General features: G+C 53.3%; 21 protein-coding genes and 1 pseudogene. 19 read left to right on the plus strand and 3 right to left on the minus strand.

Translation table 11 applies throughout. The features are described from left to right. The first annotated feature begins 11 nt into the window (after positions 1-11). The 8 genes from VI01_RS06615 to VI01_RS06650 all read left to right on the plus strand — a co-directional run bounded on the left by VI01_RS06615 (position 12) and on the right by VI01_RS06650 (position 8651). On the plus strand, positions 12-428 hold the full coding sequence (locus tag VI01_RS06615) for a TIGR03751 family conjugal transfer lipoprotein (RefSeq protein ID WP_045814471.1): 417 nt from the start codon (positions 12-14) through the stop codon (positions 426-428). Then, positions 428-3292, plus strand: coding sequence for a conjugative transfer ATPase (locus tag VI01_RS06620; RefSeq protein WP_045814472.1), 2865 nt, complete (start codon positions 428-430; stop codon positions 3290-3292). Before VI01_RS06615 ends, VI01_RS06620 begins: the two co-directional genes overlap by 1 nt. Further along, a complete protein-coding gene (locus VI01_RS06625) occupies positions 3289-3684 on the plus strand; it encodes a hypothetical protein (protein ID WP_045814473.1) in 396 nt (131 codons plus the stop codon). The genes VI01_RS06620 and VI01_RS06625 overlap by 4 nt, the downstream gene beginning before the upstream one ends. 246 nt (positions 3685-3930) lie before the next feature. Continuing rightward, positions 3931-4326, plus strand: coding sequence for a TIGR03757 family integrating conjugative element protein (locus VI01_RS06630; protein WP_045814474.1), 396 nt, complete (start codon positions 3931-3933; stop codon positions 4324-4326). Beyond that, a complete protein-coding gene (locus VI01_RS06635; protein ID WP_045814475.1) occupies positions 4326-5300 on the plus strand; it encodes a TIGR03756 family integrating conjugative element protein in 975 nt (324 codons plus the stop codon). The genes VI01_RS06630 and VI01_RS06635 overlap by 1 nt, the downstream gene beginning before the upstream one ends. Before the next feature lie 8 nt (positions 5301-5308). Further along, positions 5309-6763, plus strand: coding sequence for an integrating conjugative element protein (locus VI01_RS06640; RefSeq protein WP_045814476.1), 1455 nt, complete (start codon positions 5309-5311; stop codon positions 6761-6763). A 14-nt stretch (positions 6764-6777) separates the two neighbouring features. Then, entirely contained in the window at positions 6778-7143 is a 366-nt protein-coding gene (locus VI01_RS06645; protein WP_231638471.1) for a hypothetical protein, read from the plus strand. Further along, entirely contained in the window at positions 7143-8651 is a 1509-nt protein-coding gene (locus tag VI01_RS06650) for a conjugal transfer protein TraG N-terminal domain-containing protein (RefSeq protein ID WP_045814477.1), read from the plus strand. The genes VI01_RS06645 and VI01_RS06650 overlap by 1 nt, the downstream gene beginning before the upstream one ends. Positions 8652-8682: 31 nt before the next feature. Here the strand turns inward: VI01_RS06650 and VI01_RS06655 are convergent, their stop codons facing one another. Next, complete coding sequence (locus VI01_RS06655; protein ID WP_045814478.1) at positions 8683-9090, minus strand: DUF3742 family protein; 408 nt, start codon at positions 9088-9090, stop codon at positions 8683-8685. Between the two features lie 471 nt (positions 9091-9561). Here VI01_RS06655 and VI01_RS06660 point away from each other — a divergent pair, with 471 nt between their 5' ends. From VI01_RS06660 to VI01_RS06675, 4 genes are all read left to right on the plus strand, one after another. Then, entirely contained in the window at positions 9562-10122 is a 561-nt protein-coding gene (locus tag VI01_RS06660; RefSeq protein ID WP_045814479.1) for a hypothetical protein, read from the plus strand. A gap of 481 nt (positions 10123-10603) precedes the next feature. Beyond that, the gene (locus tag VI01_RS06665; RefSeq protein WP_045814480.1) at positions 10604-10870 is read left to right on the plus strand and encodes a biofilm development regulator YmgB/AriR family protein; all 267 of its coding nucleotides are present in this window, start codon (positions 10604-10606) and stop codon (positions 10868-10870) included. A 378-nt stretch (positions 10871-11248) separates the two neighbouring features. After that, positions 11249-11611, plus strand: a complete 363-nt coding sequence (locus VI01_RS06670; protein WP_045814481.1) for a hypothetical protein — start codon at positions 11249-11251, stop codon at positions 11609-11611. 274 nt (positions 11612-11885) lie between these two features. Continuing rightward, positions 11886-12440, plus strand: coding sequence for a DUF2913 family protein (locus tag VI01_RS06675; protein ID WP_045814482.1), 555 nt, complete (start codon positions 11886-11888; stop codon positions 12438-12440). A gap of 137 nt (positions 12441-12577) precedes the next feature. On the opposite strand, the pseudogene VI01_RS06680 reads toward VI01_RS06675, so the two are convergent. Beyond that, positions 12578-14041 (minus strand): annotated as a pseudogene (locus VI01_RS06680) (sugar porter family MFS transporter). 331 nt (positions 14042-14372) lie between these two features. Here VI01_RS06680 and VI01_RS06685 point away from each other — a divergent pair. The 5 genes from VI01_RS06685 (at position 14373) to VI01_RS06705 (ending at position 19369) form a co-directional block, all read left to right on the plus strand. Then, positions 14373-15266 (plus strand): SDR family oxidoreductase, encoded by an 894-nt coding sequence (locus VI01_RS06685; RefSeq protein WP_045814483.1) that lies wholly within the window; start codon positions 14373-14375, stop codon positions 15264-15266. A 72-nt stretch (positions 15267-15338) separates the two neighbouring features. Continuing rightward, complete coding sequence (locus tag VI01_RS06690) at positions 15339-17153, plus strand: glycoside hydrolase family 15 protein (RefSeq protein ID WP_045814484.1); 1815 nt, start codon at positions 15339-15341, stop codon at positions 17151-17153. An 88-nt stretch (positions 17154-17241) separates the two neighbouring features. Next, on the plus strand, positions 17242-17763 hold the full coding sequence (locus tag VI01_RS06695) for a VOC family protein (protein ID WP_045814485.1): 522 nt from the start codon (positions 17242-17244) through the stop codon (positions 17761-17763). A gap of 23 nt (positions 17764-17786) precedes the next feature. Continuing rightward, on the plus strand, positions 17787-18881 hold the full coding sequence (locus tag VI01_RS06700; protein ID WP_045814486.1) for an SMP-30/gluconolactonase/LRE family protein: 1095 nt from the start codon (positions 17787-17789) through the stop codon (positions 18879-18881). A gap of 278 nt (positions 18882-19159) precedes the next feature. Beyond that, positions 19160-19369, plus strand: coding sequence for a CsbD family protein (locus VI01_RS06705; protein ID WP_045814487.1), 210 nt, complete (start codon positions 19160-19162; stop codon positions 19367-19369). A gap of 275 nt (positions 19370-19644) precedes the next feature. Here the strand turns inward: VI01_RS06705 and VI01_RS06710 are convergent, their stop codons facing one another. Continuing rightward, complete coding sequence (locus tag VI01_RS06710; RefSeq protein ID WP_045814488.1) at positions 19645-20904, minus strand: sensor domain-containing diguanylate cyclase; 1260 nt, start codon at positions 20902-20904, stop codon at positions 19645-19647. A gap of 504 nt (positions 20905-21408) precedes the next feature. Between VI01_RS06710 and VI01_RS06715 the strand changes: the two genes are divergently transcribed. Together VI01_RS06715 and VI01_RS06720 are read left to right on the plus strand one after the other, a co-directional pair. Then, positions 21409-21867 carry a helix-turn-helix domain-containing protein gene (locus tag VI01_RS06715; protein WP_045814489.1) on the plus strand — a complete coding sequence of 153 codons (459 nt, stop codon included), beginning with the start codon at positions 21409-21411 and terminating at the stop codon, positions 21865-21867. Then, positions 21864-22439: a PIN domain-containing protein gene (locus VI01_RS06720; protein ID WP_045814490.1), complete on the plus strand. Its 576-nt coding sequence runs from the start codon at positions 21864-21866 to the stop codon at positions 22437-22439. The genes VI01_RS06715 and VI01_RS06720 overlap by 4 nt, the downstream gene beginning before the upstream one ends. The last annotated feature ends 24 nt before the right edge of the window (positions 22440-22463 follow it).

A 22463-nucleotide genomic window follows, 5' to 3' on the forward strand; every position in this document is an offset into this window, starting at 1 on the left:
GGAGAATGACCATGGGTATTACTGCAAAATTCGGGATTTTCATGATTATTGCAGGCAGCACGCTTGCCGGCTGCTCCACAAACAAAGATGAAATGCTGCCGCCGGGCAACAGCAACATGCTGGAGCTGTGGAAAGGCACCGACGGTGAATCAGGTGTATCGCGCGGCAGTGAAGCACGCAGCACGCTGCGCCGTGGTCTAACTGACAGCGAACAGCAGGCCGCACTCCACGACGATCGTAGCTACAGCCGCACGCAGGAGTCCGAAATCAGCCAGCAGTTCCCTCGCCTGCCTAATCCTGACATGGTGATGTACGTGTTTCCTCATCTCGCACAGGGTAACACCCCCGTGCCGGGTTACAGCACTGTTTTCCCCTTCTATGACCAGACACAGTATGCCATGCCTGGCGAACGTACGGAGGCGCTGTAATGTTCGGACTCTTTAAAGGGAAATCCTCTAAAAAAAGCCATCACTTATCTGACGCTTCTGAGCAGACCGGTCCGGAGCCCATTGTCCGTCCCGGTAAAATGTCACAGGCTGATGAAAAACGCGTTTATTCACATAATCCGTCCATCGTTGATTATCTGCCGTGGGCAGAGTTTCTGGATGAGGAGCAGTGCCTGCTGCTTGACGATGGTATCTCCGTGGGGGCCGTCTATGAAGTGACGCCGGCGGCAACCGAAGGGCGACCTGACGAGCGTCTGGAGCAGATCCGTGATGTGGTTGAAGATGCGCTGCAGGACAGCTTTGACGATCTGGCGAGCAACCCGTGGATCGTTCAGTTCTACTGTCAGGACGAGAATAACGTTGATGCCTACCTTGACCGTCTGCGCGGTTACGTGAGGCCGCACGCGCAGGACAGCGAGTTTACCGAGGCGTGGCTTAAAGAAACCGAGCAGCATATGCGCGGGATTGCGCGTCCTGAAGGTCTGTTTGAAGACAAACTGATCACCGGCCAGCCATGGCGAGGGCAACAGCGACGCACGCGGATGGTTATCTACCGCTGGGCGACTAAAAACAGCGTTGATTTGATGTCACCTATCGGCATGCTGAACCAGGCGTGCGAGCGCCTCTGCAGCGCTTATTCCAGTGTTAATATTAACTGCACACGCCAGAATGGCCTGCAGGTTCACGCCTGGCTGCTGCGGATGTTCAATCCCGCGCCAGAGGGCATGAATAAAGAAGCATTTTACCGCGCGGCGGCCTATGAAGACAGCCGCGACACGCCTGCAGGCATGATACCTGTAGAGAATGATTTTGCCGAAACCCTGCTATTCACGCCACCACGCTCAGATGTCGAAAACGGCGTGTGGTGGCTTGATAACATCGCCCACTCAGCCATTTCAGTGGAGCGCCTGCGTAAACCCCCTGAGCCAGGCACGCTCACCGGCGAAAAGAGCCGGGGGGAAAAGAAAATCAACGCGCTAATGGACACTTTCCCCGAAGGCACCATGCTTTGCATAACGGTCGTTGCAGAGCCGCAGGACACGCTGGAAGAGAAGTTTAACCGCCTGGCGAAAAACGCCATCGGCGAGAATACCGAGTCCGGCCGCGTCCGCCAGGACGTCGCCGCCGTCAAGGAACTGCTGGGAAACCGCCACAAACTCTATCGCGCGGCCATCACCTTTATCCTCCGCGCAAAAGACATGCCCGAAATGCATCGCAAGCGCATCGAACTCAGCACAGTACTGCTGAACGAAGGGCTGCAGCCGGTACGTGCTGAGCATGAAACCGGCCCGCTTAACACCTGGCTACGAGCGCTGCCCATGTGCTTTAACCCGCAGCATGACAGGAAAAACTGGTATACCCGCCTGACATGGGTCCAGCACATTGCCGGGCTGCTGCCCGTTACCGGCCGGGAAACCGGGACCGGTAATGCCGGATTCAGCTTTTTCAACCGTGGCGGCGATGTGCTGGACTTTGATCCACTGAACAAAGATGACCGCTCCCAGAACGCGCATATGCTGTTGTTCGGCCCGACCGGCGCGGGTAAATCCGCCACGCTCTGCTCAATGCTCTGTCAGCTGGTGGCAGTGCACCGCCCGCGCCTGTTCATTGCAGAAGCCGGTAACAGTTTTGGGCTTACTGCAGACTACTTTGAAAGTCTGGGTCTTACGGTTAACAAGGTCAGCGTCAAACCCGGCAGCGGCGTATCGCTGCCCCCCTTCGCTGATGCACATAAGCTATTTGACGGCGATGCGCCCGCTCCGGCAATTGATGAGAGTGATCTTCCGGACATTGAGGACGATCCGGATGATGATGAAGAAGATGGCAAGCGCGACATTCTGGGCGAAATGGAGATTTCTGCCCGAATGATGATCACCGGCGGCGACCCGAAAGAAGACGCCGCGCTGAAACGTGCCGACCGCGCTATGATCCGCGAAGCGCTGATTATGGCCGCGCGTAAAACTATGGATGAAGGCCGTCAGATGCTGCCGGGCGACCTGCAGAAAGCGCTTAACGCCATTTCACTGGAGACTGAAAGCGGCAACGGACAGGTGCGTAACGAAACCCGGCGGGCAAAAGCGGCTGAAATGGCCGAATCCCTGGGCATGTTCACGCAACAGGGGAGCTTTGAGGCAGAGCTCTTTAATCAGGAAGGTTCTCTGTGGCCGGAGGCTGACGTTACGCTGATTGACCTCGCGCACCTTGCCCGTGAAGGGTACGAGGCGCAGATGGCGCTGACGATGGTGTCACTGACCAACACCATCAACAACATTGCCGAACGTGACCAGTACCTTGAACGCGACATCGTTTTTACCGTCGATGAGGCGCACGTTGTGACGGTTAACCCACTTCTCGCCCCCTATATGACCAAAGTGGTCAAGATGTGGCGTAAGCTTGGCGCATGGCTATGGCTTGCCACACAGAACCTTGAGGATTACCCGAACGCTGCCGGCAAGATGCTGAATATGGCGGAGTGGTGGATCTGCCTGACGATGCCGAAAAAAGAGGTGGAGGATATTGCCCGATTCCGGACGCTTTCAGAAGAGCAAAAAGCCGTACTGCTTTCCGCCAGCAAGCTGTCGCGGTGCTATACCGAAGGCGTGGTGCTCTCGAAGAAAATTGAAGCGCTGTTTCGCGCTGTTCCGCCCAGCCTTTACCTCGCGCTAGGGATGACAGAGAAAGAAGAAAAAGCCGAACGTAAAGCGCTAATGCGTAAACATAACTGTTCTGAGCTGGATGCTGCTATTCTCGTAGCGAAAAAACTGGATCGTCTGCGTGGATTGATGACGGAAGATGCGGCCGGGATGCCCGAACACAATGATAAGAGAGAGATGCTGACCGCATGATTAAGCTCAAGTATGCGCAACCTCTGACCCAGCGCCCTGCGCCGGACGAAACGCCAACCCCTGCTATGTTCAGCCTGCATCCGCAGGGGGAACCAGCGATGACGGCAACGACGGCAGAGCGACTGAAAGCAATGGAGAACGCGCTGAGATTGAGGCTGCAACCACCGGTAACGATCACCTGTAACCCGCATCGTATTGGTAAGAGCAGCTGCGTGTCGGTCCATCTTGAAGACAACAGGGGCAAGCGTGCGGACATTCTGCTGACGCAGGAAGGTCGCGCCGGACTCCCGCTGGATCACGAATTTGATTCTCCTCGCTGGCACGTAAACGTACCAGATGCCGCCGACATGATTTTTCTAACTCTGTGGATCAATGAGTTATTCAGAGATTGAGCAAAATATTATCTTTTCCCGGCTCTTTGAGCCGATTTTTAAAAGTAAAGTGTCTGCCTCAGATCAAAGTCGCACAACATGCTGTCTTCAGCTGTCCTCTTCCTCGCCCCTACCGCCGGCAAAATGGTTCTGCACATAGAATTCCCTATTCGCTAAAAATTTTCAAAATCGGAAAAAGAGTTTACTGCTGAAAGCCTGACCACGCGCTGCCACTCTGACGGCCTGTTACCGTAACGGAGATCCGCTATGCGACTCAGGCTAATACACTCACTTTTGCTGTTTATACCGTTTCAGCTGATGGCCGGCACCGTTGTATATACCGATGCCGAACACCCCCCTCAGAATCTGACCGAAGAAAGCTCGGTTGTCTGGCTTGATGGCCCCGACCGCCTGCAGGACTCTATTTTCGGCCAGCTGGCTGCCGATCCGCAGCTGGCCGCTCAGCAGGCCCGCGAAATAATACAATTACCTCAGTGGCCCGGACAGCAGGAGCAGATTGCTCAGGCGTACCGGCAGGTTGTGCATGCGTGGGAGATCGGACTACATAAGTTCCCTGCAGTCGTTTTCGATGACCGGGATGTGGTTTATGGCACGGCCGACGTTGCCCGGGCAGCCACGCTTCGCAGTCAGGGGGGTAAATAATGCGCTTCACCCCTGGAACACACTTAAACGCCGCCGGTGTTGCCACCGTGCTGGTAGCAGCTGCGACGCCGGCCACGGTTTCTGCCATTAATACTGCCGGCATTATTGCCAGCGCCATCACCCAGGACTGCATCAGCTGGCGCGTCAGCGGCATCTGTTACTGGCTGATGTGTACGCCCTTTGGCTGTTCGGTGAAAACCTCCGTCAAGGTGACGCACTTCATTCCTGAAGTGGTGGTGTCCACCTACACCGGCCCGGGCGGGAATCCCTGGACAGAGATGGCGTCTATGAGTGGCGTGTCCGGTACAATCGATAACGCGCTAACCAGCGGTGCGCCAGCCGGCGGCGGTAATGCCGCAGATATCAAGACGCCCGGGAAGCGCAAGTCGAACATCAAATTCAAATACGCCGATGCGATTGGTCACCCTGCCACCTCCGTCATCGGCGGCAGTATTGCCGGTTATTCGTGCGATACCGCCGCCACGCCATTCAATCCCTACTTTCTGAGTACGCTTGATTCACTTGTCTGGCGATCGGGGTTGCCTGAGTCGCTGTATCCCGAGGCGCTGATCCCCGGCCAGCGCGAACTGGGCAGCCAGGTCAGCGCTAACATGTGGGGCAATATTTACCCCCGCTCCGGCTTCGTCAGCCAGACAGACGATGATAAAGCCTCCGCCGTGGTCGCGCAGCGGGTAGCAGACATTATCACCCGCTCCGGGCAGCCTCACGTTTACCAGGTACTGAAGGGCTCGCACAAAGCGGGCTACTGGCCGCCCGGAGAGGTGAAAGAAAACACGGGAACGGCGAATCATAAATGGCAGCGCCTGTCACCCACGCTTTCCGCTTCCTGCGCCGTCTTTCCTGACGGCGCGTATCCCATTGCTCAGGACGGTAACGAAGCGTATGCGCTCTGGCAGCCCTACAGCTGCTGCAAGCGACGCGGCCAGACCTTCCTCTATTCAACTGACTTCTGAGAGGCACAATGTCACCAGTTAAATTTAGATCGGCCGCGCTTGCCCTGTGCATTGCGTCCGCAGTGTCATCCACGCAGGCGGCTGATGATAATCAGTCCGGCGCTTTCGGTATTTCACTGCCCTCCGTGAACAACAGCGCCATAGGCTACGGCAAGGACGTCAGCGGCGCAGTTTCTGACAAGCTTTACTACACGCTCGGCGGCGGCTCTGTGATTTCGCAGCCGGCAACGCGCAGCAGCATGCGTAAAATTGGTATGAGCGCAGGCTGGAGCAGTGACCTGATGTGCGGCAACTTCGACCTGAAAACGACCGTTGGCAATCAGCTCAACGGGGTAACAAACGGTTTTAAAAATCTCATGGGCGACGTGGTGCAGAACGCCACCGGTGCTGTAGCAAGCCTGCCGGCAATGATTATTCAGCGTGCCAATCCCGGTCTGTACGACATGCTCACAAACGGTGTGCTGCAGGCAAACGTCTCTTTTGATAAAGCCCAGCTCAACTGCCAGAACATGTCCAAACGCATGATGGATTTTGCCGGCAACAACAAATGGACGCAGGGCGCGGTAATGGATGAGTACCGTTCGCTTGTTAACAGCGGAGACCCTGATGCTGTCCGCGTGAATAATTCAGCGGACAAGTTGCAGGGCAACTCAGGCCAGAACTGGATTGGCGGACAAAAACGCGGCGGTCAGGGCCAGCAGGCTATCCGGCCCACACATGACTTAACCGCTGCGGGGTTCAACATGATGAACAGCCTGCCGGTACTGAGTTCTGACTCAGTCAGCAGCAACAGCTGCAACGGAGGTGCCTGCGGAAAATATGCAAGTGCCAAAGAAGCGGCCAAAGCCGTAGTTCAGGTTGTTGGAGACAGCTCCCTGCGCACCTGCAGTGACGCATCACAATGTACCAGCGGCGATGACGAACAGCAGCCGGGTGCCACTCAGGCCGGCACCGGCTTTGCGCCTATCCTGGAAGAGTCTACAAAAGAGAATACTGAACAGCTGGTCAAACTCGTCAACGGCACCGAGCAGCCCAACGCGACGAACCTGGCAAAACTTAAAACTGGCAGTTTACCCATCACTGCAGGCGTTATCAGAGCACTTCAGAGGGATCCTGACAATGCCGCCCTGACCGCCCGCCTCGCCGGCGAGCTGGCGATGGCGGATACGGTTGAAACCGCTCTGATTATGCGCCGCATGATTGTTACCGGCATGTCAGAGCCTAATGCTGCCGCACAGAATGCGGCCATTGAGGAGGGCGATCGTCGAGTTGCGGCCATCGATCGCGAAATCACCTCATTACGCAACGAAATGGAGCTCAAGCGCGAGCTTTCCCGTAATTCTGTGCTCACCATTATCGATCGGGAAAACGGGCGCGTTAACAGTAACCCTCAGACGCAAAGCGATGACAGCACCGACAGCCGTATTAACCGTCTGGCCGTTCCTGAGACGGAAAGCAACTGATGAGAGCGCAGCCTATGAAAACCGAAAACGGGGCACAACGCGCCTCATTTTTCCGCCGGCACCCCGTGCTGTTTCGCGTTCTGTGTACTGTCGGCGCTCTGCTGGCATTGCTGCTGGCCGGGCTCATTCTCGCAGACCGGACTTCAAGGAACCCTGCGCAGGCCGCTGCGTTCCGTGACTGGATGGAGCACGCCCGCTATGGCTGGCTGATATGGCGTCTGGCAATTTATGGTGCACTGGCGTGGGGTTTTGTAAAAGTTTTCCGTGCGCCGGGCTTCGGTCCGCAACACCGCCAGCCGCTAATCCGCATTGCGGCTGTCAGCCTTATTTTTGCTGTTGTCTGTGAACTGGTGCTGCTCGGCGGCACGGGAGCGTCCTGATGCTGACTAACAGTTACCTGGAATATTTCCTTACCCTGCTCGGATGGGTCGTTAACAACGGGCTCTGGAATATTCTCATCACAACCGGCCTGTTTGCCGCACCTGTGGCTTTCCGGCTTATAGGCATCTGGCTGAAAGTACGTGAGGAGGGTGAAGATGAAGGGAATAAAGGGGCCCTGTCCATACCCCGCATGGAACATGCGGTTTATACCTCTTTTCTGGTGATGATTGCCTGCTGTATGCCACTGATGAATGTTGATATGAGCACGATAAAATATGACACGTCACGTGCGCAAAGCTGCGGAACGTGGACGCCAAAAGCGCCCGATGACACGGGATATTCACCGGTCATATCGAGCATTAACGATCAGACTGCTGCGGCGCCGGTCTGGTGGTATCTGATTCACAAGCTGGCAAAGGGCATCACTCAGGCGTCTGTTGCCACTATACCCTGCCGCCCGGACATGCGTCAGCTCCGCTTTGAGGTACAGCACACGCGGATTAACAACAAATCTCTGGCGGAGGAGCTGCAGGATTTTACTAACGACTGCTATTCACTCGCGCTTTATATGTGGAAACGGCAGGATCAGGGGCAGACGAAAGACAAAGCCACGTTACGTGATATCGAGTGGATAGGCAGCAAAACCTTCCTCAGTAATTATTACGGCAGCCTGCAATCGAAAACACCGCGGGCGGAATTCGCCTGGAACGAAAGTCGTGACAGCGGAAGGCCGGATACCGGCCGGGGTGGCTACCCTACCTGCAGCGAGTGGTGGAATAATGCTGACACCGGACTGCAGGCCCGCGTCGTTGATCAGGCTGACCCGGGACTCTGGACCCGCTTATCAGCCGCAATGAGCATGATTGGTGGTAATACGGCTGACTATAAGGAAGCCATTATCCGCCGCCTGGTCAGCCCTGAGAGTCTGACGGTATCACAGGGGGGACACGTCTATGCCGGTTACGGAGGTAACGCCGATTTTACGCTTGATAACTCTGTTTCACGTGTGGCTACAATCGGCGGTACCGCTTTAGGCAGTCTGGCAGCGTTCCCGGCGTTCGATGCCATGCGCCAGGCGCTGCCAATGATCCAGGCTGTTTTGCTCATGGCCGTGGTGGTAGTTCTTCCGCTTATTCTGGCTTTTTCAGCATATGAGATTAAGACGGTTATCACGCTGACGTTTGTGGAATTCGCCCTTAACTTCCTGACGTTTTGGTGGGAGCTGGCACGCTGGCTGGACAGCTGGCTAATGACAGCGCTATACAGTTCTGACACTCACAGCAGCTTTAACATGGCAGGTTTTCAGAACAGTTCAGATGACCTGATTATGAATTTTGTTATGGCGACAATGTTTCTCGTATTACCTGCAGTGTGGATGGGGGCGCTGTCATGGGCGGGGATTAGAGTTGGAGGCGCTCTTGATGGGGCATTTAGAAATGGCACCGCAAAAGTCGAGCAGAGTGGGGGAGAAGCAATTAATAAAATGAAAAGCACAGTAAAAATGTAACGATATGATTAGCTTGGGGACGGATTAGTTCTCAGGCTTTATCCTCTTCATTATCATTTAAGCAAGCTGATGAAAAAATAGAATCATCAGCACCATAATAATATCCGTAACCCTCCCGGCCATTTCTGTATTCTGGGCCGGTTGAAGAGGACGATTCATCAGAATTATTGGAAACTAAGTAATTGAGTTGTATGTAGCGAACCATATACACAATCCCAGATACCAACAACATAGTCGCGCCCAGAGCGAATCCTGCAATGATGGTCAGCGTCATTAGTAAAAGAACAGAAAAGGGCACAAAATATTTTCCTATCGATGCCGGAATCTTATTCCTTTCCGCCCAGGCAACAAAGCGATCATCGGCATCAAAGTAGACACGAGATAAGCGCTTCCAGACAGACGCAGCTTTTGTTCCGCGAGCATATGCGGTTGAGCTCATACGCACCTCATTTGAATTTGCCTTAACCTGACGATACCTAAAGTTAACCAGAATTGCACATTGAGTTGAAATGGGATTTTTGTAGTTACAACACACAATAGCGCTCATGTTAACCCCCACCGAGCCTAACCTAAGATCCCTCGCCCCTCTCAGCCCAGACCTGCGGCGTACCTGAAGCCCGGTTGCCCCCACTGACCAGCCCCGGCCGCCCGGCCCGGAGGGCCGGAACTGCAGTGGCTGTAAGAATGGATGCTGTAACTACTGGGTTCTTCGTTGCTGTGGGTCTGGTTAAACCGCGGGTTCTTTCTTTCGTCTCCGACCGTCTGACTTCAGTGCGCCTGAATGGCCGCTGCTTAAACGGCGGTCAGGCAGGAAGGTGTCCAGCCGTGGAATCAGGGCAACGTACGATGCTGTCATAGCACCAGCCCGTAAAGTAGTATAAGTCCACCTTTTAAAACTTTTGGATGCTCAGTGACTTTAGAAGCGGCCTATCTTGAACAGTTCATACCCGTTGATGAAACTGAAGATGTTACCGTCATCGACCTCAATCCTTTTGGCCTTAAGGGAGAAAAGGACTGGCTGTTGCTGATCCGTAAGAACGGTGAGCCCGTTCTTCTCTTACAGCTATATATTCGTGCTGATGATGATGGCTGGCTTATTAGCAGCGCCTTCTCTGAATTTCTCCTGAATGATATGCACGTGGCCATCATCGGTGGCGACCACTTTCATGTTTTTGATTTGGTCACACACTCGTTCAGAAGCCATCCACTGGAAAATTACGTCGGCCACATTTATTCAGTTCCTGACATCAATTCTGCCAGGCTATACGAACGGGTTCTGGTCGCCACCTACACCCACGTTTTGCTCATTGATATTCAGGCGGGCATTCTCTGGAAATCGAGCCGGTGCGCCATCGATGGCGTGGTCATTTCATCAATAGAGAATGATATGGTGCCCGGTCAGGGAGAGTGGGATCCACCGGGAGGCTGGCGACCTTTTAAGCTCAGTCTCAACACAGGTGCTCATATTTGAAGAAAAAGAGCAGACCAGCTTACGTGTAAATTGCCTCTGTTAACGTCAACTGAATCAAATTATTCAGCTGTCACTCAGGGGAAGAGGTTACCCGTATCTGACAGATAGCAGGGCAAACCTCAATATTATCAGCGAATTGAGGATGTAAAAACATCAGCCTCGAGCCCGCCTTCATCCAGTCTTTTATCCGAAAACGCCGGCATAAGCCCCGAAAGAGCAGACGCAGCACAGGATGACGGATACAGTAGCAGCTGCAAGCGTATAATTTTTCACTTTTGACACTCCAGATTCCCATTGAAACTTTCAGCCTGGCATTTATTTCAGTCCTGTAAACCTGTGTGCTATTTCCAGGACGAATCCTTAATGCCAACCTGCTACGTTAAAAACTGACGTTGTTTAAGCAATGACAGTCATTCCTGCTGAGCGCAGCTTTTGCTGTATGAATTATAATCAACCGAACTCAAAAAGACGGACATTCAACATGCAGATGCCGGAAGATAACTTCAGCCCCATTTCTGATCGTGAACTGGCCGAACATTTCCGTAATGCTGGTGCCAATCAGAAGGAAGAGGCAGCTGTGCCGGAGCTCGTCATCCACAGCCTGATGGCTACAGAAGGCAGGGTCAGTAACAAGGCAATCATTCTCAGCCTGCTTGGCGCGCTGGAATCAGCGCACGACGCTCATCAGGCCAATATACTGCGACGGACGCTTGAAGTAGTTGTTGGCTATACGCTCGACGACGGCTGACACGTCATACGCGCCCTGGCCTGAACTTTCACAAGTTACCTCGGTTAAAGTGACAATGTTTTAAGCCTCCCTTTTTTCCTGCTTACATGCTCAGTCGGCGATCGGGCTGCTTTATTTTTCGTCACTCACAATCTCCCTCATAAATTGTGTTAGCTGAATTCATTCCTGCTTTCGGCAAGTTACCTTGCTATATACGGTTTAAAGACAGGATGTCACATCTCGGCAGCAACAGACTGAATTTATGCTATATTTTCTGACTATAGTATTTCAGGCGCAGCGTAAAACGGTCGGCGGTGCAGACTCTGTTTGTATGATATGTGTCACTAAACCGGACCGTATGCTGCGACCCTGTTGAATTAATCCGCAACCGGAGGGCTTATGAAAAATAAACTGCTCAGCTATGACGAGGTCTACAGAATGGTGCGTCAGCATTGCCTGCTGAGATTTCCACAACAGGCTGACTGCCACCCTCAGATTACTGTTAACGCATACCTTAAAAACGCGGGATCGTCGCTGCATGCTCCGGCCCCCGGCCTGAACTTCAGCCACCGTACCGACGACGTCATCTCTGAATTCGACAGGTTCATTATCTGTGACCCGGACAGGGAAGCCTTGTTTGCGGACATTGCCGATATGGTGCGCTGGATGGCAGAAAACGATTACCTGCAGTCCGGCAGGGAAAGGGAGTCAGTGTATTACCCTTCCGACAAACTCCTTCGCTCACCCACGCTTGTCTTCTGAACAACGCCGTTGCGTTATCAGGCTACGCGGATTAAAAAAACCGGGCCTTGCTAGTGCCCGGTTTGCAATAACGATTGCGAAAATGAAGCCATTCGGAGATTGGTAGCTATTACAGGCAGGTATCCTGTCTTTATGATGATAGGCTATGGTTGCTGAAAAGCATGCGAAGCGGCTGATGTTCCGTTTGTTGTGACACATTAAATGACGTGCGATTTTATTTTTTAATGAATACCTCTAACCTTTATGTTGAACACCTGGGCTGGTTGCCTTACATATGGCGCGCACGGCTGGTGCGGTGAATTCGCCCGCGCAGGAAAATCTGTTCCTTTGCCGCTGGCTGGCCACGGCTGAAAAAAGGCGCCTCTTTCGCCGTGAACTCGCTAACGATATTCGCTGGCTGCTGAAAGAAGGCAGAGAAAAGGGAATGCGGGCAGACCTACCCGGTAAGCTGGAATATCTCTGGCGCGCCAGCAGCGGTGATCTCCTGGCGCAGAATGACCTTTTCAGACTGCAGCATATTCTGCATGCGATTACACTGACCGGCATTAATTATGGCGTCCTCAGTGAAACGGAATGGGAAGGGCGTCATGCCACTGTACTCAGTCCTAAAATCCCGGGCATATTCCTGAGAAAAAGCGATTTGCAAACGGGCTTCGATGAGCAGGGTGGGCAGGTCAGGCCCATTGCGGCACGCATCACTGCCAACATTGGTGCTGTTGATGATCTGCTGTCCCGGGCTGGCTGGGAGCGAACTTGTGATATGACGAATCCGTTTTTACACTATCTGAATGTTCCTGCACAAAAGACTCAGGAAGATAACTCCAAGTGATTTCAGCCGTATAGGTTTCTCAACAGTGTTCAGAGTGATTCAGAGCTTCCAAATTTTTATAAGTCTGGTTGGCTCAGAAAATGACAGTTCCGTGCGGCAAAGCCACACGGAATGATAGGTAATACTAACTCTGACTGTCAGGTTGTTGTCGGTGCTTCAGTTGCGTTTTCACCAAAACGTTCACGCATGAGCGTTTCTATCTCTTCCAGGGACTTTCCTCGTGTTTCAGGCAGCATCACCGCGACAAATGCCAGCGATGCCACGTTGACTGCGGCGAAGATAAAGAACGCATTATTCCCCCCCATCGCGAGTAATGGCGGGAAAGCCAGCTCCACGGTGGCGTTGCTGATCCACTGAAAAGCCACTGCTGAACCGGTTAACACGCCGCGGACTTTCATCGGGAACAGTTCAGACATGAGCAACCAGTACACGGGTGAAATGCACATCTGCATAAAGAAAAGGAAGACGAGGATACAGCCCAGCGCCAGCAGGCTCTGCGCCAGGCTCTGTGGCATCAGCACCAGCACAGCTCCCAGCGCCAGCTGCATGGCAATCACGACCGACAGGCCCGTCAGCAGCATCGGACGGCGGCCGAAATGGCTGATGGCTTTTATCCCTGCGAAGGTTGCGATCACTGATACGAGACCGTTTCCTATCGTAGCCGCAATTGACGCGCTCGTGCCAAGCCCCGTACTTTTAAGAATAATGGGCGTATAATACATGAAGGCATTTACGCCCGTGAACTGGGCCACGATCCCCATGCCGCAACCCAGCAGCAACAAGCGCACAATCCATCTCTCTTTTAAAAGTTCACGCGCAGGCGGCCCCTGGCGGGCTTCACGCGCGTTCTGGCGCATCTCTGCCATTTCTTTTTTAATTTCGCGTGGGTTCTCACGCAATTTACGCATGATACGCAGCGCCTCGTTAAAGCGTCTTTCAGCCACCATCCAGTGTGGTGAAGCCGGCACAAAAAAGGTGCCGATAAACAGGAGAACGCCCGGGATCATTGCCAGCGAAAGCATATAACGCCACATGCCAGAGTCTTTCAGCAACAGGCTCATGGCCGCACTGACAATGTAAGCCAGTAACTGGCCGGACACGATCATCAGTTCATTGCGGCTGACCAGTGGCGCACGGCGTTTTGGTCCCGCGATTTCAGCGATAAATACCGGAACCGTTGAGGATCCCCCACCCACCGCGAAACCCAGAATAAATCGCATCACCACCATGATTTCAAGATTAGGGGCAATAGTTGTGCCTAATGCACCGGCAACGAACAGCACGGCAAGACTGCGGAGCGTAATCCGACGACCGAAGCGGTCAGAGACGTAGCCGCTGACAAAGGCCCCGATGGCTGAGCCGAAGGTAAGGGCGGAAGTTACCAGCCCCTCGGTGAAAGGAGTGAGATTAAGCCCGCCCTGGGAGGTGGGCAATGTCATATAGGGCAGAGCTCCGGAAATGATCCCGGTGTCGTAGCCGAACGCCAGTGCGCCCATGGTGGCTACTAAGACGATAAAGAACAGACGTTGTTACACTGATAATGTGAGAGCGCCGCCATCATCCGATGAGGGCTGAGAAGGGTTTTGCACTTGGGCATCCATGGTTGCTAAAAACACAGTGGAAAGCTGTGTAAAGAAAGGTATGAGTATAGTCAGGATTTTAAAAATGCGAGCCTGCTCACAGAATCACGCCTGCGCACAGGTGGTTTACCGGCCTTTTACTGGTTAGCGCACCTCAGCGTAGACGTCTCAGTCAGGAATTTATATCGGATCTTTTTTCCCTTTTTTAATTTAATATTTCACACCTTCATGATGGGTATTTATTCACCAGCATGAATCGCTACGCTTAAATATTTCGCTGTTTTTTCCTTTCCTGCGTGACAAATATCACATTTTTGCCAGGCTTAATTTACTTACCAAAAAGGAGATAAAGATGAACTCATTTACCAACAAGACGCTCATCACGCAGGAATATCCTAAGCCACCCTTTAAAAAACAGCATCAGCCTGTACCTGGACTGGCGAGTAAAATGGAACCGCGCCCCGATCACGGTGAAACCAGTTACCGGGGAACAGGACGCCTTACCGGCCGTAAGGCACTGATTACTGGTGGAGATTCCGGTATTGGCCGTGCCGTTGCCATCGCTTATGCACGGGAAGGTGCTGATGTCGCAATTAATTATCTGCCGGATGAAGAACAGGATGCGGCAGAAGTTATTAAATTAATCGAAGCGGAAGGGCGAAAAGCCGTTGCTATTCCCGGCGATATTCGGTCGGAAGAATTCTGTCAGAAACTGGTTAAAGAAGCAGCCAGCCAGTTAGACGGCCTGGATATTCTGGTAAACAATGCCGGTCGTCAGCAATTTAATGAATCCATTCGCACGCTCTCCACGGAAGATTTTGACGCCACCTTTAAGACCAACGTCTATGCCATGTTCTGGATAACCAAAGCGGCACTGGAATATCTGCCTGCCGGTTCATCCATCATTAACACCACGTCGGTACAGGCTTATGAACCCAGTGCCATATTACTGGATTACGCCCAGACAAAAGCCTCGATAGCGGCTTTCACCAAAGCCCTCGCTAAACAGCTGGGTGAACAGCAGATCCGCGTTAATGCCGTCGCACCGGGCCCCTACTGGACTCCCCTGCAGATATGCGGGGGGCAGCCTCAGGAAAAAGTTGAGCAGTTTGGTGCAACCGCACCGCTGGGCCGTCCCGGCCAGCCGGCAGAAATTGCGCCCCTTTATGTCACCTTTGCCGAAACCACCAACAGCTTTACCTCGGGTCAGGTCTGGTGCTCCGACGGCGGCACCGGCACGGTCTGACTGTCAGCAGGATTTTTTGAAGAACGTGGCCGCTCGAGGCCACGTTGTCGTCTCAGCATGCAGGGAAAAGCAATGAATAATCAGGTATTACGATCGCCGATGCGCGAGGACGGATTTGCGCGTCTTGGGGACTATGCGGCCATTGGCGAAGGTCGCTCTGTGGCACTCATCGCCCCGGATGGCGCCATTGACTGGTGGTGCGCGCCTAACCTTGACTCACCGCCACTGTTTGACCGCCTGCTTGATCCGGTAATCGGCGGTTTTTTCCAGATAGAACCCTCAGCAGAATATCGTACGGAGCGTGCCTACCGCCCCGACAGCAACGTGCTTGAAACCCGGTTTATTACGCCGGATGGCAGCGTACTCATCACGGAGTCGATTAACAGCACGCTGGCCGGTCGGCTGCCCTGGAGCGAACTGGCAAGACGAATTGAAGGGATTGAGGGTGAAGTTGAACTGAACCTGACGCTGCGGTTCGGCACCGTTGCCGAAACACGCTCTCCCTGGCGGGACAATACCGAACAGGGGGACGTTTATCATCTTGCTGACCTGATGGCGATGCTGCGGACATCTGAGGACTGGCTGATTACAAAGCGCGACGATGGAATGATTTGCGCGACGCTTCGCACACGTCCTGAAAGTCACTCTCTGGTCGCCCTGCTGGTGACGGAGCGGGAACCGCTGGCTGTTCCTGACTTATCGGCCATTGATGCCCGTATTGAAACCAGCCATACGGCATGGCGCGACTGGACGCACAGCCTGAGCTATGCGGGGCGCTATGCCGATCATGTACGTCGCTCAGCCCTCTCTCTTAAATTCCTCTGGTATTCGCCAACCGGTGCTCTGGCCGCTGCGGCGACGACCTCGCTGCCTGAGGGCATTGGCGGTGAGAAGAATTACGACTATCGCTACGCCTGGGTGCGCGACGCCTGTTTGATTATCAAATCGTTCGTCTTCCTGGGCGCGCTTGAGGACTGTAAAGCCGCATTCTCCTGGTTGTCCAAAACCATCATACGCCACGGCACTCAGCTTCGCGCCTGCTACACGCTGGAAGGCGGGGAAGTGCCCGCAGAAAGTTACCCCCCCTTACGCGGTTATCAGCATTCGCTTCCGGTTCGTATCGGCAATAACGCACGCGATCAGGTTCAACTGAGTATGTACGGCGACATGCTGGCCACGGCAGAACTCTTCATTCGTGCCGGCCATATTCTGGATCTTGAAACGTCACGCATGCTGGGAGAACTGGCAAATTACTGCGCCGATCAGTGGCGCCAGAAAGACAGCGGGATCTGGGAGTTGCCAGAAGAACAGCATTATACCCACTCCAAAATGGCCTGCTGGCTGGCGCTCGACAGAGCGGTTTCACTGGCCAACGCGAAGCATATTGAACCCACCTGGGTGAAGCGCTGGGAGCGGGAGCGGGACCGCATCAGTGAATGGATTGAGTTGCAATGCTGGTCTGAGGGAAAACAGGCCTATCTCTTCTATCCCCACAGCGAAGGCAGGCTCGATGCCGCGCTGGCGCTGGTACATCACTATGGCAACACGGTTAACCCGGAACGCATGCGCGCCACTTATCGTGCCATCAGGGAGGACCTGGGCTACAGCAGCGCGATGCTTTACCGCTACAGCGGCGCCGAGCAGGAGGAGAGCACGTTTATTGCCTGTTCTTTCTGGCTGGTCGAGGCGCTGGCGGCCATGGGTGAAGCGCACTCAGCCGAAACCGCTATGGATGAGATTCTGGATAAGCTCTGCCAGCGCGGCAATGTGGAAACCTTTAATGAAATGTTTGATGTCCGCAGCGGCGAGTGGCGCGGCAACATGCCGCAGGGGTTAAGCCACCTGGCCCTCATCTGTGCGGCACAGGCGCTGACTGACCACGCCTGACCTTAACCCTTGTTACTGAGGGCAAGGCGCCGGCTCAACGGATAAGGGCCGGCAGTCCCTCATAATTTACCCTAAAAGGATAAAACTGATGATCCGCGGAATTGAACACATTGGCATTACCGTTTCAGACCTGAAGCAGGCAGAAAATTTCTTCACCGGCGCGCTGGATGCCTCAGTGCTCTATCGCATCGTTCCGCCCTCTGACGCCGAGAAGTTTGTTCCGGGCAAAAAAATGGCGCCTCTCAATGGTTTCCCGGCAGAACTCAGGCTTACCGGACTGTCCATGCTGCGGCTGAAGAATGGCTGCAACGTTGAATTATTTCAGACAGAGCCTCCCGCAAAGGATCGTTCTGCTCATCCGGGCTTACCGGGTATTAACCACTTATCTGTGTATGTAGATGACATTCACCAGGCAGCAGAAAGAATGCGGGCACATGGCGCTGAGATGCTTGAAGGCCCTTCCGACTGTTTCGCTCAGGAGGAGGGAACAGGCAATCAGACGTGGTTTGGCATGACACCCTTTGGTGTCCTCATTGAGCTCATCACTCTGCCTTCAGGCATACGGTACGACGCAGAAGCCACTCAGCAGCGCTGGATACCAGAAGCCTGATACCACTTACCGGAGACCAGACGATGCAGAGACGTGAATTTATTGCAGGCGGGATCGCCACACTATGCCTGTCGCGCACAGCCTTTGCCGTGGCTGAGTCCATGGTTAGCCCGCGACTGCAGGTTGCGGCGACTTCTCCCTGGCTTGCCAATGGTATCGCAGTCACACCCGGGGGCGATTTGTTCCTCAATTTCCCGCGCTTCAGAGGACATGAGAAGTCGCCGGCGCTTGCGCGCGTGACACCATCTGGCCCGGCGCCTTTCCCGGGGAATCACTGGAATGAATGGAAGCCGGGTAATGAAGGACTGGACAGCCTTGTCAACGTAAACGCCTGTCACAACTTCGGCGACGGCTTACTGTGGGTTGTCGATCAGGGGGCTCCTCAGGGTAAAAGTCCGTCAAAGGGTGCGGCAAAACTCGTCGCATTCGACATCGCAACAGGCAAAGCGGTAAAAGTTATCCGGTTTGATGAGAAAGCGTTACCGCAGGGTGGCGCACCTAACGACCTGCGTATACAGGATAACTTAGTGTATGTCACCGATTCCGGGCTCGGCGGCGTCATCATCCATGACCTGAATACCGGTGAAACCATAAGAAGACTGTCCGGAAGTGCCTTGCTGCGTAAACCAGAAGGACTCGCTCAGAAAGGCTATAACGGACGAATTCTTGAGGATAAAGCCGGAAAACGACCCACCGTCCACAGTGATGTCATTGAGGTCAGCCCTGACGGCCAGTGGTTCTACTATGCGACGCCTACGGGGCCACTCTACCGCATCCCCACGGCATCATTAAAAGATAACCGTTTAAGCGATGAGGCACTGGAAAGGCATATTGAGAAAGTCGCGGATATACCGTCGATAGGGGGATCTGCCATCGATGCTGCCGGAAACATTTACCTCTCCAATGTGGAGAAACGCTCTGTCGACTTACTGCAGCCTGACGGCACACTAAAGACGCTGATACAGGATGAGAGGCTGATAACACCTGACGCGCTTGTCATTACTGACGGATGGATCTACGTGCCTGCGCCCCAGATTGAGCATCTGGCAGATAACAATAAGGGTAACGATGCAACGCACGGGCCCTGGTCCGTCTATAGATTCCCATACAGCACTTAAGGGGATCATTATCTGAATAAACTGTGTGCGTTACATAACTCATTCTCAGGGCAGTGTAGAGTTGCGGTTAGGGAGCGGGGGCCGTCCTTAAAAAGCAGCTATCAGTGGGAGCGTTACCGTTTTCAGACAGTGCACGTCTATGCTGGTCTTATCTCAGGAAAATTCCGAGAGTGTGATGTATGACAGGAAAAATGCCCTGCATGAACCATACTGATTAGCATTAAGTTCTGCACAGGGATTGCCAGGCGGCAACCCGGGAATTAACGAAGGAGACCGATATGAACGAAGATCGCATCAGCGGTAACTGGAAGCAGTTCAAAGGCAAAGTTAAAGAACAGTGGGGCAAACTCACCGATGACGATATGGACGTCGCGGAAGGAAAGCGCGACCAGCTGGTCGGCCGCATCCAGGAACGTTACGGTTACGGCAAGGATCAGGCTGAAAAAGAGTTAAAGGACTGGGAAGATTCCAACCACTATAAGTGGTAGCCATTAAGTCTCACCCATAAACCGGCCACGTGCCGGTTTTTTCGTGAGAGGGTCCGGCTCTCATATCAGGGTCAGGAGGCGTTAATGATTTTCCTTGTTTAAGCGAACTATGCTACCAGGCGGACCTCCTGATAGCTTTTAGGAATTAAAAGCCCATGACGTCATCAGCAGGGACTGCTATTTATTAATGCAAGCCGGTTTGCACCGGACTGAACCATAACACACGTGCCATAACGCAAATCCTGAAGATATATGCTTCACGCAATCCTGCTGAGTTATTCAAAATGGAATGCGGTCCAGTCATCAAAGAACTGATAAGAACTTGTACGTTTCGCTTTCGCCTTATACATCGCCCTGTCAGCGCTATCAAATAACTGATCAACGGATGCAGAACCGAGTCCCGCAAGACTGATTCCTATGGACGCCCCGATCTTTACCTCCATTTTGTTGATAACGAATGGCTTCTGAAGGCAGTCAATAAGACGCTGCGCAACCGCTGAAGCCGCCTTGCGATTGCGGCATTTCGCGGCTACGACAAATTCATCTCCCCCGAGGCGCGCCACTGAGTCCCCCGGGCGCATACTATGTTTTAATCGCTCACTCACCTGCTGCAGCAATAAGTCACCCGCTGCGTGCCCCAGGGTATCGTTAACCGGCTTGAACCCGTTAAGATCGATAAAAAGCACTGTGGTGAAAGAAGGATCTTCTTCCTGAGAAAGCATCCTTCTGACTTTATCGTAAATCCAGGCCCGGTTAGGCAATCCGGTCAACGTATCCCGGGTAGCCAGTTTCTCAAGTTTCCTGATCTTCTCCATATCACGCGTGATGTCGCGTGACACCAGCACGGCGCCGATATTGTCGCCCGTAGAGGGATCACTGACACCACAGGCTTTAGTACCAAGCGTAATGTAATGGCCGTCCCGGTGTCGTTTACGTACCTCTACGACGTCCGGCAGTACACCACCGTCAAAGATGTGCACCAGTGCATTTCCGGCGGGTACGCGATCGTCAGGATGGAGGAAATCCACCACGCGCTTGCCGACTATCTCATCCACTGACCAACCAATCATTTCGCTGTAAGAGGGCGAAATCGAAACGTATCTGCCGTCCTTGTCACAATGCGCAATTAAGTCGGTGCTGTTTTCAATCAACAGCCGGTACTCGGTTGCCGTACGCAGAGCATCCTCGAGTGCTTTACGCTGACCGGTTATATCAAGGATAAATCCATTGAAATGGCTGAGAGAACTGCTGGTGTGGCATTCCGGCAGACCAGACAGGAGCACCCGACGGGTTGTCCCGTCAAGGCAGTTAACAGGCACTTCAATATGGAAAGGGGTTAACATTTCCAGCGCTGCAGTAAGTTGCTGGGCAATCGTTTCATCATCATCAGCTTGTGCGAACTCAAGCCAGGCACTCAGCGTAACGCCTTTCAGTGCGGGGAGCAGGTCCTCAGGGCTTTCCTGAATGGCAATACAGATGCCACGGGCGTCAGTTGACCAAACGGCAGAAAGCGTAGGTTTGATCACAACGCTCATTCTTTTGAACTCCGCTTTAGACTGTCGATACTGATTAACCTCAATACGTATTGTGAGAGAAACCCTTTATCAGTCACCGCCGTTACTGAAGTCCATTATTTCCAGGATAAAGAGTTTCATTTTAGGTATGGCAACCATGCTTAGCGTTGTAGATAAACCTGCAGAAATCAAACTGCAGACGACTTCTGGAATAATGAACCCGTCATACACCGGGGCAGTTGCGATATCAGCGATTATCGGCTGACGTGGCTGTAGACTTCATAAAATAATCCACTGAGATGAGATCTTTTGTCCTGCAGACTTCAGGGACGGCATATTTACGACCAATAGCTGACTGTAACTGATAGGGTGAGAACTGCTTAAAAGGGAAAACAGACCCCACTGTCTCTGCGCTGCCTGGCTTTATAGCCCCGAGCGTAAAGCCACACCATCACTTCATAATGCTGTTGCATAAGACGCCATCATTTGCGAAAATTTCGAATAATAGATACAGGAGGTGTTCATATGACACAACTTCAGAATAAGCTTCCTTCTCTGCAGGAAGCGGAACTTGCGCGCCTGTGTAGCCGGGAACTCTCCGCCGTACTTGAAACACGTGCAGAGTCTCAGCAGGTTTCACTCACTGACAAACGTGGCCAGATCCATAATGTCAGCATTCCGGTCAGCGCGCTGCGCATGCTGGTTGATGTGCTCACCGAGCTGGGTGAAGGAAACGCCGTGCGTCTTGTGCCGGTAGGGGCAGAAATGACAACACAGGAAGTAGCCGATCTCCTGAACATTTCGCGTCCTACATTGATCCGTCTTCTGGACAATGGGGAGCTGCCTTACCACCGTACGGGAAACCGCCGTAAAATCCGCTACGTGGATGCGCTTGCATACCGCAACAAACTGGTAAATCAAAGGCATGAAGCGCTTGATGAGTTGGGTGCCCTCGATCAGGAACTTGGGCTGGGTTACGAATGAGCTCAGGTTATACCGTAGTATTTGATGCCTGCGTTCTATACCCCGCACCGCTGCGCAGCTTCCTGATGTACCTTGCTGCCGGAGGGCAGTTTCGCGCTAGATGGAGTGAAGATATCCATGAAGAGTGGATCCGAAACGTATTGCTCAATCGTACCGAACTTAACCGGGCCCAGCTGGAGCGTGTCCGTGCCTTAATGGACCGTCACGTGCCCGATGCGCTGGTAACCGGATATCAGTCTCTGATTGAATCCATCAGGGGATTGCCTGATGAGGACGACAGACATGTTGTCGCGGCTGCAATTGTGGCTCAGGCGGAAGGGATTGTGACGTTTAACCTCAGGGATTTTCCTGATGAGGTGCTGTCGGTATGGAATCTGCGAGCCATTCACCCTGACAGCTTTATCACGGATCTCACCGAACTGGACATCACTGTTGTGATAGACGCAGCCCGTCGGCAGCGCGCCAGCCTCTTGTCTCCGCCTTTCACCCCAGATGAATATCTTGATTGCCTGCTACGGCAGCAACTTCCGGAGACGGTATCCCGGTTAAGACCTCTGGCCGCGCTAATCTGAATATCCGCACATTCAGGGCGTTGT

This window comes from Pantoea sp. SM3 (genome assembly GCF_000963995.1).
Classification (GTDB): Bacteria; Pseudomonadota; Gammaproteobacteria; order Enterobacterales; family Enterobacteriaceae; genus Pantoea; species Pantoea rwandensis_B.